The sequence below is a fragment of the Pseudomonas sp. RC2C2 genome, from assembly GCF_018390435.1.
Lineage (GTDB): Bacteria > Pseudomonadota > Gammaproteobacteria > Pseudomonadales > Pseudomonadaceae > Aquipseudomonas > Aquipseudomonas donghuensis.
The window spans coordinates 3,917,388-3,933,586 of the sequence record NZ_JAHBAX010000001.1 but is presented as its reverse complement, the minus strand read 5'-3'; the positions used below and the strand labels follow the sequence as shown (position 1 = coordinate 3,933,586).

The 16,199-nt window shown below is 62.4% G+C and carries 17 protein-coding genes; all 17 read right to left on the bottom strand.

The features are described 5' to 3' along the window. Positions 1–3 precede the first annotated feature (3 nt). The gene (locus tag KHO53_RS18205; RefSeq protein WP_213570579.1) at positions 4–744 is read right to left on the bottom strand and encodes a flagellar motor protein; all 741 of its coding nucleotides are present in this window, start codon (positions 742–744) and stop codon (positions 4–6) included. Continuing rightward, entirely contained in the window at positions 744–1,859 is a 1,116-nt protein-coding gene (locus tag KHO53_RS18200) for a protein-glutamate methylesterase/protein-glutamine glutaminase (RefSeq protein WP_036994331.1), read from the bottom strand. Before KHO53_RS18200 ends, KHO53_RS18205 begins: the two co-directional genes overlap by 1 nt. Before the next feature lie 45 nt (positions 1,860–1,904). Next, positions 1,905–4,139: a chemotaxis protein CheA gene (locus tag KHO53_RS18195; protein WP_036994329.1), complete on the bottom strand. Its 2,235-nt coding sequence runs from the start codon at positions 4,137–4,139 to the stop codon at positions 1,905–1,907. A 12-nt stretch (positions 4,140–4,151) separates the two neighbouring features. Further along, positions 4,152–4,940, bottom strand: coding sequence for a protein phosphatase CheZ (locus tag KHO53_RS18190; RefSeq protein WP_010225027.1), 789 nt, complete (start codon positions 4,938–4,940; stop codon positions 4,152–4,154). Positions 4,941–4,959: 19 nt separating this feature from the next. Further along, positions 4,960–5,334, bottom strand: coding sequence for a chemotaxis response regulator CheY (locus tag KHO53_RS18185; RefSeq protein ID WP_036990294.1), 375 nt, complete (start codon positions 5,332–5,334; stop codon positions 4,960–4,962). A gap of 103 nt (positions 5,335–5,437) precedes the next feature. Then, on the bottom strand, positions 5,438–6,178 hold the full coding sequence (gene fliA / locus KHO53_RS18180) for an RNA polymerase sigma factor FliA (RefSeq protein ID WP_010225024.1): 741 nt from the start codon (positions 6,176–6,178) through the stop codon (positions 5,438–5,440). Next, positions 6,175–7,008, bottom strand: coding sequence for a flagellar synthesis regulator FleN (gene fleN, locus KHO53_RS18175; protein WP_016393812.1), 834 nt, complete (start codon positions 7,006–7,008; stop codon positions 6,175–6,177). Before fleN ends, fliA begins: the two co-directional genes overlap by 4 nt. Positions 7,009–7,128: 120 nt before the next feature. Beyond that, a complete protein-coding gene (gene flhF / locus KHO53_RS18170) occupies positions 7,129–8,439 on the bottom strand; it encodes a flagellar biosynthesis GTPase FlhF (protein WP_036994326.1) in 1,311 nt (436 codons plus the stop codon). 11 nt (positions 8,440–8,450) lie between these two features. After that, complete coding sequence (gene flhA / locus KHO53_RS18165; protein WP_010225019.1) at positions 8,451–10,580, bottom strand: flagellar biosynthesis protein FlhA; 2,130 nt, start codon at positions 10,578–10,580, stop codon at positions 8,451–8,453. A gap of 169 nt (positions 10,581–10,749) precedes the next feature. Beyond that, on the bottom strand, positions 10,750–11,886 hold the full coding sequence (gene flhB, locus KHO53_RS18160; protein ID WP_159388277.1) for a flagellar biosynthesis protein FlhB: 1,137 nt from the start codon (positions 11,884–11,886) through the stop codon (positions 10,750–10,752). Between the two features lie 2 nt (positions 11,887–11,888). After that, entirely contained in the window at positions 11,889–12,671 is a 783-nt protein-coding gene (gene fliR / locus KHO53_RS18155; RefSeq protein ID WP_036994465.1) for a flagellar biosynthetic protein FliR, read from the bottom strand. A gap of 1 nt (position 12,672) precedes the next feature. Further along, positions 12,673–12,942, bottom strand: coding sequence for a flagellar biosynthesis protein FliQ (fliQ, locus tag KHO53_RS18150; protein WP_010225013.1), 270 nt, complete (start codon positions 12,940–12,942; stop codon positions 12,673–12,675). Between the two features lie 21 nt (positions 12,943–12,963). After that, the gene (gene fliP / locus KHO53_RS18145; RefSeq protein WP_010225011.1) at positions 12,964–13,716 is read right to left on the bottom strand and encodes a flagellar type III secretion system pore protein FliP; all 753 of its coding nucleotides are present in this window, start codon (positions 13,714–13,716) and stop codon (positions 12,964–12,966) included. Next, positions 13,716–14,171: a flagellar biosynthetic protein FliO gene (gene fliO / locus KHO53_RS18140; RefSeq protein WP_213570578.1), complete on the bottom strand. Its 456-nt coding sequence runs from the start codon at positions 14,169–14,171 to the stop codon at positions 13,716–13,718. Before fliO ends, fliP begins: the two co-directional genes overlap by 1 nt. After that, on the bottom strand, positions 14,172–14,636 hold the full coding sequence (gene fliN / locus KHO53_RS18135) for a flagellar motor switch protein FliN (RefSeq protein WP_010225007.1): 465 nt from the start codon (positions 14,634–14,636) through the stop codon (positions 14,172–14,174). 46 nt (positions 14,637–14,682) lie between these two features. Beyond that, positions 14,683–15,651 carry a flagellar motor switch protein FliM gene (gene fliM / locus KHO53_RS18130; RefSeq protein ID WP_010225006.1) on the bottom strand — a complete coding sequence of 323 codons (969 nt, stop codon included), beginning with the start codon at positions 15,649–15,651 and terminating at the stop codon, positions 14,683–14,685. A 9-nt stretch (positions 15,652–15,660) separates the two neighbouring features. Then, positions 15,661–16,155 (bottom strand): flagellar basal body-associated protein FliL, encoded by a 495-nt coding sequence (gene fliL / locus KHO53_RS18125; RefSeq protein ID WP_010225005.1) that lies wholly within the window; start codon positions 16,153–16,155, stop codon positions 15,661–15,663. Positions 16,156–16,199 lie beyond the last annotated feature (44 nt).

The following is a 16,199-nucleotide window of genomic DNA, read 5'->3' as shown; positions in this document are numbered from 1 at the left end:
GTGTTACTCCATGAAGCCCTGAAGCTTCAGCTCGATCGAGCGCGGGTTCTCGCCTTCGGCGATCGACAGCAAACCTTCCAGGAGCATTTCCCGGTAGCGCGACTGGCGCAGGGCCAGGGCCTTGAGCTTGTTGGCGATCGGCAGCAGGATCAGGTTGGCACTGGCGACACCATAAATGGTGGCGACGAAAGCCACGGCAATGCCATTGCCCAACTGCGCCGGGTCAGCGAGGTTGCCCATCACGTGGATCAAGCCCATCACCGCACCGATGATACCGATGGTCGGCGCATAGCCGCCCATGCTTTCGAACACCTTGGCAGCCTGCACATCGCGGCTTTCCTGGGTGTAGAAGTCGACCTCGAGGATGCTGCGGATGGCCTCGGGTTCAGCGCCATCGACCAGCAACTGCAAACCTTTGCGCGCGTACGGGTCCGGCTCGGCATCGGCCACCCCTTCAAGGCCCAGCAGGCCTTCCTTGCGCGCGGTCAGCGACCAGTTGACCACCCGGTCGATGCCGCCGGCCAGGTCGACCCGTGGCGGAAAGATAATCCAGCGCACAATCTGCAGCGCACGCTTGAAGGCACTCATCGGCGATTGCAGCAAGGCTGCCGCCAGCGTGCCGCCAAGCACGATCAACGCCGCCGGACCGTTGAGCAGCGCCGACAGGTGACCGCCTTCGAGGTAGTTGCCACCAACGATGGCGACAAATGCCAGGATGATCCCGATTAGGCTCAAGACATCCATCAGACGCAGGCCTCGACCAAGTGCTTGCCGATCTCGTCCAGGCTGTACACCGCGTCTGCCAGGTTGGCTTTGACGATGGCCATGGGCATGCCATAGATCACGCAGCTGGCTTCATCCTGGGCCCACACCGTGCTGCCGCCCTGCTTGAGCAGGCGCGCGCCTTCGCGGCCATCGGCGCCCATGCCGGTGAGCACCACCGACAGCACCTTGTCGCCGTAGGACTTGGCCGCCGAGCCAAAGGTGATGTCCACGCACGGCTTGTAGTTCAGGCGCTCATCGCCCGGCAGGATCTTCACCGTGCCGCGACCATCGACCATCATCTGCTTGCCACCCGGGGCCAGCAGGGCCAGGCCCGGGCGCAGGATGTCGCCGTCCTCGGCTTCCTTGACGCTGATCTTGCACAGCTTGTCGAGGCGTTCGGCGAAGGCCTTGGTGAAGGCCGCCGGCATGTGCTGGATCAATACGATCGGCGCCGGGAAATTGGCCGGCAGCTGGGTCAGAACCCGCTGCAGGGCCACCGGGCCGCCGGTGGAGGTGCCAATGGCCACCAGCTTGTACGGCTTGCGCTTGGGCGCTGGCGACGCACTGGCCGCCGCTGCGCTGGCACGTGCCGGGGCTGCGGCGCGTGGCGCAGGCGTGCTGCCCAGGCTGCTGACGCTCGGCTGGGGGCTCGGTGCCGGGGCTGGCGCGGGGCTGGCGTAGGCGCTGAAACGACGGTTGCTGCGGGAAATGGTATGAACCTTTTCACACAGCAGTTGCTTGACCTTCTCGGGGTTGCGCGAGATGTCTTCGAAGTTTTTCGGCAGGTAATCGACCGCACCGGCATCCAGGGCGTCAAGGGTAACGCGGGCGCCCTCATGGGTCAGCGAGGAGAACATCAACACCGGGGTCGGGCAACGCTGCATGATGTGACGCACAGCGGTGATGCCATCCATCATGGGCATTTCATAGTCCATGGTGATGACGTCGGGCTTGAGCGACAGCGCCTGGTCGATCGCTTCCTTGCCGTTGGTCGCGGTACCGACGACCTGGATAGTCGGGTCCGCTGAAAGAATTTCCGAGACACGGCGGCGGAAGAAACCGGAATCATCCACCACCAGGACCTTGACTGCCATAAACACTCCATTAGGGGGCGCGGCATATGCGCCGCGCCACCAGAATCAAATACGCCGGGCGGCGTAACGCTTGAGCATGCTCGGAACGTCGAGGATCAGCGCAATGCGCCCGTCACCGGTAATGGTGGCGCCCGACATGCCCGGGGTGCCCTGGAGCATCTTGCCCAGCGGCTTGATGACCACTTCTTCCTGGCCCACCAGCTGATCGACGACGAAGCCGATACGCTGCGTGCCCACCGAAAGGATCACCACATGGCCCTCGCGCTGCTCTTCATGAGCGGCCGAACTGACCAGCCAGCGCTTGAGGTAGAACAGCGGCAAGGCCTTGTCGCGCACGATCACCACTTCCTGGCCGTCGACCACGTTGGTGCGCGACAGGTCGAGGTGGAAGATCTCGTTGACGTTGACCAGCGGGAAAGCGAACGCCTGGTTGCCGAGCATGACCATCAGCGTTGGCATGATCGCCAGGGTCAGCGGCACCTTGATGACGATCTTCGAACCCAGGCCCTTGGTCGAGTAGATGTTGATCGAGCCGTTGAGCTGGGAAATCTTGGTTTTCACCACGTCCATGCCCACGCCACGCCCGGACACGTCGGAGATCTCGGTCTTGGTCGAGAAGCCCGGGGCGAAGATCAGGTTGTAGCACTCGGTCTCGCTCAGGCGGTCGGCGGCGTCCTTGTCCATCACCCCGCGCTTGACCGCGATGGCGCGCAGCACGTCGGCGTCCATGCCCTTGCCGTCATCGGAGATCGACAGCAGGATGTGATCGCCTTCCTGTTCGGCCGAGAGCACCACCTTGCCGCCACGGGACTTGCCAGCGGCTTCGCGCTCTTCCGGGGTCTCGACACCATGGTCGACGGCGTTGCGCACCAAGTGCACCAGCGGGTCGGCCAGGGCCTCGACAAGGTTTTTGTCGAGGTCGGTCTCTTCACCGACCAGCTCCAGGTTGATCTCTTTCTTCAGCTGCCGGGCCAGGTCGCGAACCAGGCGCGGGAAGCGCCCGAAGACCTTCTTGATCGGCTGCATGCGGGTCTTCATCACCGCGGTCTGCAGGTCGGCGGTGACCACGTCGAGGTTCGACACAGCCTTGGACATGGCCTCATCGCCGCTGTTCAGGCCCAGGCGCACCAGGCGGTTACGCACCAGCACCAGCTCGCCGACCATGTTCATGATCTCGTCGAGCCGCGCGGTATCGACCCGAACGGTGGTCTCGGTTTCGCTGGCTGGATGCTTCTCGGCAGCCGGTGCGGCCTGGCGTGCAGGTGCAGGCGCAGGTGCCGGTGCAGCCGCTTTGGCAGCCGGGGCTGGCGCAGCAGCCTTGGCGACCGCTGCCGGCGCAGGCTTGGCCGCAGCCTTGGCTGGCGCTGCGGTGGCGGCAGGTGCAGCAGCGGCTACGGCATCCGGGGCGAACTTGCCCTTGCCGTGCAACTCATCGAGCAGCGCTTCGAACTCGTGCTCGGAGATGTGCTCGCCGTCCGCGGCAGGCGCGGCGGCAGGCGCAGGGGCGGCAGCGGCGCCCGGCAGTGCATCGACGGCAAAGGTACCCTTGCCGTGCAACTGATCGAGCAGCGCTTCGAATTCGTCATCGGTGATATCGCCACTGGCGTCGCTGCCAGCAGGTGCTGCGGCGGGTGCTGGCGCGCCGGCACCGAGGTTGTCGGCGGCGAACTGGCCCTTGCCGTGCAACTGGTCAAGCAGCGATTCGAACTCGGCGTCGCTGATTTCGTCACTGCCAGGTTCGGCCACCTGGGCCTCGGCTTCGGCCTTGACCGCGTTGAGCGAGTCGAGCAGCTGTTCGAATTCGGTGTCGGTGATATCCGCCTCGGCCTCGGCCGCTGGCGCTTCAACCACCTCGGGTTCAGCCGCAGGTGCCGCCACTTCGTCTTCCCCGGCAGGCTCGGCCAGGCGCGACAGCGCCGCCAGCAGCTCGGGGGTGGCAGGTGTGATATCGGTGCGTTCGCGCACCTGGCCGAACATGCTGTTGACCGTGTCCAGGGCTTCCAGGACCACGTCCATCAGTTCGGCGTCAACGCGCCGGGCACCCTTGCGCAGGATGTCGAACACGTTCTCGGCGATATGGCAGCACTCCACCAGCTCGTTGAGCTGGAGGAAGCCGGCGCCCCCTTTTACAGTGTGAAAACCGCGAAAGATCGCATTGAGCAGGTCGGCATCATCCGGACGGCTTTCCAGCTCGACCAGTTGCTCGGACAGTTGCTCAAGAATTTCGCCGGCTTCTACCAGGAAATCCTGAAGGATTTCTTCATCGGCGCCGAAGCTCATTAAACGTGCTCCCTAAAAACCCAGACTGGACAGCAGATCGTCGACATCGTCCTGACCGGACACGACGTCTTCACGCTTATCGGCATGAATCTGCGGACCTTCACCCCGAGTCGGATGTTTTTCTTGATCTTTTTCAGCGCGCAGCTGCTGGTGGTCATGTTCGATACCGGCAAAACGGTCGACCTGGCTTGCCATCAGCACGAGCTTGAGCAGATTGCTTTCTACTTCGGTGACCAGCGTCGTGACGCGCTTGATCACCTGGCCGGTCAGGTCTTGATAGTCCTGAGCCAGAAGGATGTCATTGAGGTGCCCGGCGACCTTGCGGCTGCCCTCCTCGCTACGCGTCAGGAAACTGTCGACGCGTTTGGCCAGCTCACGGAACTCCGGTGCCGCCACTTCGCGGCGCATGAAGCGCTGCCAGTCGACGCTCAGCGCCTTGGCCTCGTCGCTCAGTTCGTTGAGTACCGGCGTGCTGGCTTCGACCAGGTCCATGGTGCGGTTGGCCGCGCCCTCGGTCAGCTTGACCACGTAGGACAGCCGTTCGGTCGCATCGGTGATCTGCGACACTTCCTCGGCCTGCGGCATGTGCGGGTCGATCTGGAAGCTGACGATCGCGCTGTGCAGCTCGCGGGTGAGTTTGCCGACTTCCTGGTACAGGCCTAGGTCACGGGTCTGGTTCAGCTGATGGATCAGTTGCACCGCATCGCCGAACTTGCCTCGTTCCAGGCTGTCGACCAGTTCCTTGGCGTGTTTCTTGAGTGTCGACTCAAACTCGCCCAAGGATGATTGTGTTTGCTCCATAGCGCCCCCGTGGCGTACCTCAGCTATTGACGCGCTCGAAGATCTTTTCGATCTTTTCTTTCAGCACCTGGGCGGTAAATGGCTTGACCACATAGCCGTTGACCCCGGCCTGGGCGGCTTCGATGATCTGCTCGCGCTTGGCTTCGGCAGTCACCATCAGCACCGGCAGGTGCTTCAGGCGCTCGTCGGCACGCACCTTGCGCAGCAAATCGATACCGGACATGCCAGGCATGTTCCAGTCGGTCACCAGAAAGTCGAAATGGCCGCTTTCAAGCATCGGCAGCGCAGTGTTGCCGTCGTCGGCTTCCTGGGTGTTGGTAAAGCCCAGGTCACGCAACAGGTTCTTGATGATCCGCCGCATCGTCGAAAAGTCGTCCACGATGAGGATTTTCATGTCTTTGTTCAATTAGACCTCCAAGCAGTCTTTAACGCGTTCAGCGCGGAACGCGCATTCAATCAATTCGGCACTACATTTCACGACTGCATCGAACCGGTGTTCAACGCGCCCGCCATTCCCCCAGGCGGCCACGCAAACGTGCCGCGCACTGGCTGTGCAACTGGCTGACACGCGACTCACTCACCCCCAGGACCTCACCGATCTCCTTGAGGTTGAGTTCTTCGTCGTAGTACAGCGCCAGGACCAGACGCTCACGCTCCGGCAGGTTGGCGATTGCATCGGCCAAGGCTGCCTGAAAACGCTCGTCCTCCAGATCGCGCGAAGGCTCGAGCTGGGCACTGGCACCGTCCTCGTGCAGGCCTTCATGTTCGCCGTCCTGCAACAGGTCGTCGAAACTGAACAGGCGGCTGCCCAGGGTGTCATTCAAAATCCCGTAATAATCATCGAGACTCAATTGAAGTTCGGCAGCAACTTCGTGATCTTTAGCGTCGCGGCCGGTTTTTGCTTCAATTGCACGAATCGCGTCACTGACCATGCGGGTATTGCGGTGTACCGAACGTGGCGCCCAGTCGCCCTTGCGCACTTCATCAAGCATGGCCCCGCGAATACGGATGCCGGCGTAGGTCTCGAAACTGGCCCCCTTGCTCGCGTCATACTTGTTGGCGACTTCGAGCAGGCCGATCATCCCGGCCTGGATCAGGTCCTCGACCTGCACACTGGCCGGCAACCGTGCCAGCAGGTGGTAGGCGATACGCTTGACCAACGGCGCGTAACGTTCGATCAACTCATACTGGGCATCACGCGAAGCCTTGCTGTACATCCGATAACCGCTGGCGTTCATAGCACCGGACCCGCACTCGTCGGTTGCACCAGACGCTCGACGAAGAACTCCAGGTGCCCCCGTGGGTTGGCAGGCAGCGGCCAGCTATCGACTTTCTGGGCAATGGCCTTGAACGCCAGCGCGCACTTGGAACGCGGAAAGGCTTCATAGACCGCTCGCTGCTTCTGCACCGCCTTGCGCACGCATTCGTCGTAAGGCACCGCACCGACGTATTGTAGGGCGACATCGAGGAAGCGATCAGTGACCTTGGTCAACTTGGCGAACAGGTTGCGCCCTTCCTGCGGGCTCTGGGCCATGTTCGCCAGGACACGGAAGCGGTTCATGCCGTAATCGCGGTTGAGCAGCTTGATCAGCGCATAGGCGTCGGTGATCGAGGTAGGTTCGTCGCACACCACCAGCAGTACTTCCTGGGCGGCGCGGACAAAACTGACTACCGAGTCACCGATACCCGCAGCGGTATCGATCACCAGTACATCGAGGTTGTCGCCGATCTCGCTGAAGGCCTGGATCAGGCCGGCGTGCTGGGCCGGGGCCAGGTGCACCATGCTCTGCGTACCCGAAGCCGCCGGCACGATGCGCACACCGCCGGGGCCTTGCAGCAGCACATCGCGCAGCTCGCAACGGCCTTCGATGACATCGGCCAGGGTGCGTTTGGGCGTCAGGCCCAACAGCACGTCAACGTTGGCCAGCCCCAGGTCGGCGTCCAGCAGCATGACCCGACGGCCAAGCTCAGCCAGCGCCAATGACAGGTTCACTGACACATTAGTCTTGCCGACGCCACCTTTGCCGCCGGTCACGGCGATCACCTGTACGGGATGCATGCTACCCATGTTTGTTCTTTACCTTGTCTTACTTAGACCGAGGCCACATGACTGGGCTGCGCTTTCAACACCTGAAAAATGCCTGGCAGACCATTGATGTAGGTACTTTGCAACGTATTCATATTCACCTCAGCCCACGCGTTTGCCGGAGCTGTGGTAGAGATCAGCGAACATGTCGGCCATGGCCTCTTCGCTGGGCTCGTCCTGCACCTGCACACTCACGGCACGGCTGACCAACTGGTGCCGGCGCGGCAGGTGCAGGTCGTCAGGAATGCGCGGGCCATCGGTAAGATAGGCCACCGGCAATTCGTGACTGATCGCCAGGCTCAATACTTCGCCGAGGCTGGCGGTTTCATCTAGCTTGGTCAGGATGCAACCGGCCAGGCCGCAGCGCTTGTAGCTGTGGTAGGCGGCGGTGAGCACCTGCTTTTGGCTGGTGGTTGCCAGCACCAGGTAATTCTTGGCCTGAATCCCGCGTCCGGCAAGGGTTTCAAGCTGCATGCGCAGCGCCGGGTCGCTGGCCTGCAGGCCGGCGGTATCGATCAACACCACGCGCTTGCGCAGCAGCGGGTCGAGGGCCTGGGCCAACGACTGGCCCGGGTCGACGTGAGTGACCGAGACGTTGAGAATCCGCCCCAGGGTCTTGAGCTGCTCCTGGGCACCGATGCGAAAGCTGTCCATGCTCACCAGGGCCAGGTTCTGCGCGCCGTACTTGAGCACATAGCGCGCCGCGAGCTTGGCCAGGGTGGTAGTTTTGCCCATGCCGGCCGGACCGACCATGGCAATGACACCGCCTTCTTCGATAGGTTCGATTTCCGGCACTTCAATCATGCGTGCAAGATGCGCCAGGAGCATGCGCCAGGCGTGGCGCGGCTCTTCGATTTCGGTGGTCAGCTCGAGCAGTTCACGGGCAATCGGGCCGGACAGGCCAATGCGCTGCAAGCGACGCCAGAGGTTGGCCTGCTGTGGCTTGTTGCCCTGCAACTGGCTCCAGGCCAGCGAGCCGAGCTGCACTTCAAGCAGTTCGCGCAGGCCCGACAACTCCGAACGCATCGAGTCGAACAGGCGTGGATCGATCGGGGCAGCCGCCGGCGCAGCAGGCACCACCGGCGCTTCGACCTGCGGGTCGATCAACGGCTCGGAGGCGGTCAGCGGCAGGCCGGCAAACAGCTGGCGGTTGGCGTCTTCGCTCTCGCTGCGACTGCTCAGTTCGGCCTGGGCGGTGACGATGCGCGACTGGGTCTTGCGCAACTCGTCCTCAAGCTCGACATTCGGCACCCGCGGCGCCAGGGCGGACAGCTTGTAGTCCAGCGCAGCCGTCAGCTCGACACCGCCAGCAATCCGTCGGTTGCCGATGATGGCGGCCTCGGCCCCCAGCTCATCGCGAACCAGCTTCATGGCCTGACGCATATCGGCGGCGAAAAAACGCTTAACTTGCATAACCCACTACCTCAGCCGTTCGGGCCCACTGTGGCGACGATGGTAACTTGCTTGTTGTCAGGTATTTCCTGGTACGCCAAAACATGCAAATTCGGTACAGCCAGGCGACCGAAGCGCGACAGCATGGCTCGTACCGGTCCTGCGACCAGGAGGATCGCCGGCTGCCCTTGCATCTCCTGACGCTGGGCGGCTTCGATCAACGAACGCTGAAGCTTTTCGGCCATGCTCGGTTCCAGAAGAACACCGTCTTCCTGGCCTTGCCCAGCCCTTTGCAAACTATTGAGCAAAATCTGTTCCAATCTTGGCTCAAGGGTGATGACAGGCAGCTCGGACTCAACGCCGACAATGCTTTGCACGATAGCGCGACACAATCCGACGCGCACCACCGCCACCAATGCGGCGGTATCTTGACTCTTGGCCGGGTTGTTGGCGATAGCCTCGGCAATGCTGCGAATATCGCGTACCGGAACCTGCTCGGCGAGCAATGCCTGCAGGACCTTGAGCAGCCCCGACAATGAAATGACGCTCGGCACCAATTCTTCGGCGAGCTTGGGCGAGGCCTTGGCCAGCACCTGCAGCAACTGCTGCACTTCTTCGTGACCGATCAGCTCGTGACAGTGCTTGTGCAGGATCTGGTTGAGGTGGGTGGCGACCACGGTACTGGCGTCCACCACCGTGTAGCCCAGCGACTGCGCCTGGCTGCGCTGGTTGATGTCGATCCACACCGCTTCCAGGCCAAAGGCCGGGTCGCGAGCGGCAATGCCGTTGAGGGTACCGAACACCTGCCCCGGGTTGATCGCAAGCTCGCGGTCCGGGTAAATCTCGGCCTCGGCCAGGATCACCCCCATCAGGGTCAGGCGGTAAGCGCTGGGCGCCAGGTCGAGGTTGTCGCGAATGTGCACCGTAGGCATAAGAAAGCCCAGGTCCTGGGAGAGCTTTTTGCGCACCCCCTTGATCCGCGCCAGCAACTGCCCACCCTGGTTGCGATCGACCAGCGGAATCAGCCGATAGCCGACCTCCAGGCCGATCATGTCGATCGGGGTGACGTCATCCCAGCCCAGCTCTTTGGTTTCCATGGCGCGCTGTGGCGACGGCAGCAGGTCCTGCTGGCGTTGCACCTCTTCCAGGGCCTTGACCTTGGCCTGGTTCTGCTTGCGCCAGACCAGGTAGGCGCCACCGCCGGCCAGCAGGCCCAGGCTCAAGAAGGCGACGTGCGGCATGCCCGGGACCAGGCCCATGACGATCATCAGGCCGGCGGAGACCGCCAGGGCCTTGGGCGAGTCGAACATTTGCCGGTTGATCTGCTTGCCCATGTCCTCGGAGCCCGAGGCGCGGGTAACCATGATCGCGGCCGCAGTGGACAGCAACAGCGATGGCAACTGCGCCACCAAACCGTCACCAATGGTCAGCAAGGCGTAGACCTTGCCGGCATCGGCAAAGGTCATGTTGTGCTGGAACATGCCGACGGCCATGCCGCCGATCAGGTTGATGAACAGGATCAGCAGGCCGGCGATGGCGTCACCGCGGACAAACTTGCTGGCACCGTCCATCGAACCGTAGAACTCGGCCTCCCCGGCCACTTCGGCGCGGCGCGCCTTGGCCTGGGCCTGGTCGATCAGACCGGCGTTGAGGTCGGCGTCGATGGCCATCTGCTTGCCGGGCATCGCGTCGAGGGTAAAGCGCGCGCTCACCTCGGAAATACGCCCGGCACCCTTGGTGACCACCACGAAGTTGATGATCATCAGGATCGCGAAGACCACGATACCGACCACGTAGTTGCCGCCGATCACCACCTCGCCGAAGGCCTGGATCACCTTACCGGCGGCTTCGTGGCCATCGTGACCATGGAGCATCACCACCCGCGTGGACGCCACGTTGAGCGCCAGGCGCAGCAAGGTTGCCACCAGCAGGATGGTCGGGAACGCGGCGAAGTCCAGCGGGCGCAAAGCGTAGACGCAGACCAGCAGGACCACGATCGACAGGGCGATGTTGAAGGTGAAGAACACGTCGAGCAAAAACGGCGGGATCGGCAACATCATCATTGCCAGCATCACCAGCAGCAACAGCGGCACACCCAGGTTGCCCCGGCCTAGACCGACCAGGTTGCTACGGGCACTGTTGATTAACTGAGAGCGATCCACCGGTATTCCTCGTTAGCTCAAGCAAAACTTTGACGCCTTTGAGGCGCGCTGCGCTGCCTTTGCAAGAAGCTTTCCAACTTTGCTGAACGAGGTGGTTTGAGTGGCCCGGGGCTGCTGCGCAGCCATCGCCGGCAAGGCCGGCTCCCACAATGAATCTGCGTAGACTTGGTCAGGAGTCGCGACGCAAATCCGGCGGGATCGGCAGGTCCTTGAGCGGCTCCGGCGGCTTGCCCTTGCCGGCGCGGTACTGGCGGATCTGGTAGACATAGGCCAGCACCTGGGCCACTGCCAGGTACAAGCCGGCGGGAATCTCTTCTTCAAGCTCGGTGGAGTAGTAGATCGAACGCGCCAGCGCCGGCGATTCGAGCACCTGGATCTTGTGCTCGTTGGCGATCTCGCGAATCTTCAGGGCGATGAAGTCGGCACCCTTGGCCAGCAACAGCGGCGCCGAGCCCTTCTCCGGGTCGTACTTGAGCGCCACCGCATAGTGGGTCGGGTTGGTGATGATCACGTCGGCCTCGGGGATCGCCGCCATCATCCGCCGTTGCGAAGCCTCGCGCTGCAACTGGCGAATACGCTGCTTGACCTCGGGCTTGCCCTCGGAGTCCTTGTACTCGTCACGCACTTCCTGCTTGGTCATCAGCAGTTTCTTGTGCGCCTGCCAGAGCTGGATCGGCACATCGACGGCGGCAATGATCAGCAGGCCGGCGGCCATCCACAGGGCACTCCAGCCCACCACCTGCACGCTATGAATGATGGCCTGCTCCAGCGGTTCGTTGGCAATCGCCAGCAGGTCATCGCGATCGGCCGAGAGCACCGCCAGGGCGACGATGAGAATCATGAAGAACTTGGCCAGGGCCTTGAGCAGCTCGGACAAGGCGTTGACCGAAAACATCCGCTTGATCCCCGACAGCGGGTTCATGCGGCTGAACTTCGGCGCCAGCGAGCTGCTGGAAAATAGAAAGCCGCCCAGCGACACCGGGCCGATGATCGCGGCAATCAACAACACCAACAGCACCGGCTGGGTTGCCAGCAGGGCGATCTTGCCGGACGCCATGAGAAAGATCCCCATGGAGCGCTCATCGATGAGCACCTCGCGCGACAGCGTGAAGTTGGTGCGCATCAACTCCATCAGGGTTTGCGCCAGGCCACCGCCAAACGCCAGCAATGCACCCGCCCCGGCCAGGGTCACCGTAACAGTGTTGAGCTCCTTGGAACGGGCGATCTCACCCTTCTCGCGGGCGTCCTTCTTGCGCTTCTCGGTGGGGTCTTCTGTCTTGTCCTGACCGCTTTCGCTCTCTGCCATGCTCAGCGCGCCCGTGCCAGTTCACGCAGCCATTGCAGGGCCTCGGAAGCCAGCGAATGGTAGTGAGGAATGATATCGGCCAGGGTAATCCAGAAGATCACCAACCCCAGTACCAGGGTCAGCGGAAAGCCGATAGAAAAGATGTTCAGTTGCGGTGCTGCACGCGTCATCACACCAAAAGCAATATTGACCACCAGCAGCGCGGTAATCGCCGGCAACACCAGCAGCATCGCCGCACCCAGCACCCACCCCAGGCGCCCGGCCAGGTCCCAGAAATGGTTGACCAGCAAGCCGCCGCCCACCGGCAAGGTGGTAAAGCTTTCGGTCAACACCTCGAAGACCACCAGATGGCCGTTGATAGCGAGGAACAGCAAAGTCACCAGCATGGTCAGGAACTGGCTGACCACCGCGACGTTGACACCGTTGGCCGGGTCGACCATGGAGGCGAAGGCCATGCCCATCTGGATCGCGACGATCTGCCCGGCAATCACGAAAATCTGGAAGAACAACTGCAGCGCCATCCCGAACAGGGCGCCGATGATGATCTGCTCGGCAATCAGCAGCAGGGCCTTGAGGTCCAGCGCATTGACCTCAGGCATGGGCGGCAGCCCAGGGACGATCACCACGGTAATCGCCAGGGCGAAATACAGGCGAATGCGCGCCGGCACCAGGGTGGTGCCAAAGATCGGCATGGTCATCAGCACAGCGGTGACGCGAAACAGCGGCAGGATGAAGCTGGCCACCCAGGTACTGATCTGCGCATCGGTGAGCTCGAGCACGGCCAGGTCAACCAATCAGTTGCGGAATGCTGCCGTACAACGACAGGATGTATTCCATGAACTTCTGCACCAGCCAGGGCCCGACCACGATCAGGGTGATCAGCATGACCAGCAGGCGCGGCAGAAAGCTCAGGGTCTGTTCGTTAATCTGCGTGGCGGCCTGGAACATGGCCACCACCAGCCCCACCAGCAAGCTCGGCACTACCAGGATGGCAACCATCAGGGTGGTCAGCCAGAGCGCGTCACGGAACAGGTCGACAGCCACTTCAGGGGTCATGGACTACTTCTCCTCGCGACGTCAGACGCCGCCGAAACTGCCGGCCAGGGTACCCATGATCAGCGCCCAGCCATCGACCAGGACGAACAGCATGATCTTGAACGGCAACGAGATGATCAGCGGCGAGAGCATCATCATACCCATGGCCATCAGCACACTGGCGACCACAAGATCGATGATCAGGAACGGGATGAAAATCATGAAACCGATCTGGAACGCGGTCTTGAGCTCGGAAGTGACGAAGGCCGGCACCAGGATGGTCAGTGGCGCCTGATCGGGGCTGGCGATGTCGGTGCGCTTGGACAGGCGCATGAACAGGTCCAGGTCACTTTCGCGGGTTTGCGCCAGCATGAAGTCCTTGAGCGGCACCTGGGCCTTGCTGATGGCATCCTGGGCGCTGAGCTTTTCGCTCAGGTACGGCTGCAGGGCATCCTGGTTCACCCGGTCGAACACCGGCGCCATGATGAACATCGTCAGGAACAGCGCCATGCCGGTCAGGATCTGGTTCGACGGGGTCTGCTGCAGGCCCAGGGCCTGGCGCAGAATGGAGAAGACGATGATGATGCGGGTGAAGCTGGTCATCAGCACGACGAACGCCGGGATGAAGCTCAGCGCCGTCATGATCAGCAGGATCTGCAGGCTGACCGAATACTCCTGCTGCCCGTCTGCCCCGCTGGACAGGGTGATCGCCGGGATCGACAGCGGATCAGCCGCCAAAGCCATTGGCGCCGCCAGCAACAGCGCCAGCGTCAACATCATGCGCAACGCGCCCATCACGATCTTCCCTTCTGATCCTTGCCCATCAGCTCCATCAAGCGCTGGGCGAATTCTGGTGTTGCCTGACGCGCGCTGACGGGCACTTCGACTGGCTCGGCCAATACATGCAAGGCCTCGATTGTGCCTGGCGAATGGCCGATGAGGATCTGCTCCTTGCCAACCTGCACCAGCAGCAAGCGATCACGCGGCCCCAGCGCACGGCTGCCCAGGATCTCGATGACCTGGCCACTGCCCGGTGCGGCGTTCTGCACCCGGCGCAGCAGCCAGGCGAGCAAAAAGATCAACCCCAGCACCAGCAGCAGGCCAAGCACCAACTGCGTCAGCTGCCCCGCCGCGCTGCCGCTCGCCGTCGGCGCCACCACAGCAACGGCCGGCTGCGTAACGGCGGCCAGGGCGACATCCACATACAGGCCACCACACAGGGCCAGGCCGTTGCGCAGGAGCCTGCTCACTCAGCGCAACTTCTTGATGCGTTCGCTTGGGCTGATCACGTCAGTCAGGCGGATGCCGAACTTTTCGTTGACCACAACCACTTCGCCGTGGGCGATCAGGGTGCCGTTGACCAGCACGTCCAGCGGTTCGCCGGCCAGGCGGTCAAGCTCGATCACCGAGCCCTGGTTGAGCTGCAGCAGGTTGCGGATGTTGATTTCGGTGCTGCCCACTTCCATGGAAATGCTCACCGGGATATCCAGGATCACATCCAGGTTCGGACCATCGAGGGTGACCGGCTCGTTGCTGCGCGGCGAGCTGCCGAACTCTTCCATGGCCAGGCGGTTGGGCGATGTATTGCCGGCATCGGCAGCCAGCAAGGCGTCGATATCGGACTGCCCGGCGTCGCCAGTTTCTTCCAGGGCCGCAGCCCACTCATCGGCCAGGGCCTGCTCCTCCGGGGAGGTGATATCGTTTTCGTTAGCCATTTTGTCCTCGACGGGCAATCAATTCGGAGTTGGAACCACAAGCGCCTCAGCGGCGCTCGATCGGATCGATAATCTGCAGGGCCAGGTTGCCCTTGTGCGAACCCAGCTTGGCCTTGAACGACGGCACGCCGTTGGCCCGCAGGATCAGTTCTTCCGGCAGCTCGACCGGAATCACGTCGCCCGGCTGCATGTGCAGGATGTCGCGCAGCTTGAGCTGGCGACGGGCAACCGTGGCACTGAGCGGCACGCTGACGTCCAGCACGTCTTCGCGCAGGGCCTTGATCCAGCGCTCGTCCTGGTCGTCCAGGTCGGACTGGAAACCGGCGTCGAGCATCTCGCGCACCGGCTCGATCATCGAGTACGGCATGGTCACGTGCAGGTCACCGCCGCCGCCGTCGAGCTCGATGTGGAAAGTCGAGACCACCACCGCCTCGCTCGGCCCGACAATGTTGGCCATGGCCGGGTTGACCTCGGAGTTGATGTACTCGAAGTTGACCGGCATGATCGCCTGCCAGGCCTCCTTGAGGTCGACGAAAGCCTGGTCCAGGACCATGCGCACCACGCGCAACTCGGTCGGGGTGAACTCACGCCCTTCGATCTTGGCGTGACGACCGTCGCCACCAAAGAAGTTGTCCACCAGCTTGAACACCAGCTTGGCGTCGAGGATGAACAGCGAGGTACCCCGCAACGGCTTGATCTTCACCAGGTTGAGGCTGGTAGGCACGTACAGCGAGTGCACGTATTCGCCGAACTTCATCACCTGCACGCCGCCCACCGCCACGTCGGCGGAGCGACGCAGCAGGTTGAACATGCTGATGCGGGTATAGCGGGCGAAGCGCTCGTTGATCATTTCCAGGGTCGGCATGCGTCCGCGGACGATCCGATCCTGACTGGTCAGGTCATAACTTTTGACACTGCCGGGTTCGGCATTGCTTTCGGTTTGCACCAACCCATCGTCGACGCCATGCAGCAAGGCATCGATTTCATCCTGGGACAGCAGGTCCTGCACGGCCATCTGGGGCTCCTACTGCAATACGAAATTGGTGAACAGCAGCTGGTCGACGACCGGCTTGCCGACTTCCTTCTGTGCCACTTCCTGGACACTGGCAGTGGCTTTCTGACGCAGCATCTCCTGACCGACCGGGCTGGCCAGGGTGTCGAACCCCTGCCCCGAGAACAGCATGACCAGGTTGTTGCGGATCACCGGCATGTGCACCTTGAGGGCATCCAGTGCAGCCTGGTCGCGGCCTTGCATGGTGATGCTCACCTGCATGAAACGCTGGCGGCCGTTCTGGTTGAAGTTGACCACGAACGCTGGCGCCAGGGGCTCGTAGATGGCCGCAGGCTTAAGGTTGGCCAGGGCCGGATCGACGGCCGGCTTGCTCTCGGACTGGTGCAGGAAGAACCAGGTGGCACCAACCGACAGACCGACGGCCAGCAACAACGCCAGTACCAACAGCAGGATCAGCTTGAGTTTGCCTTTTGCGGCGGGGTCTTTCTCTGCTTCGCTCTTCGCCATGCCAATAATCCGTCATTCATCGGAGATTTCAGTCACATGGCGAG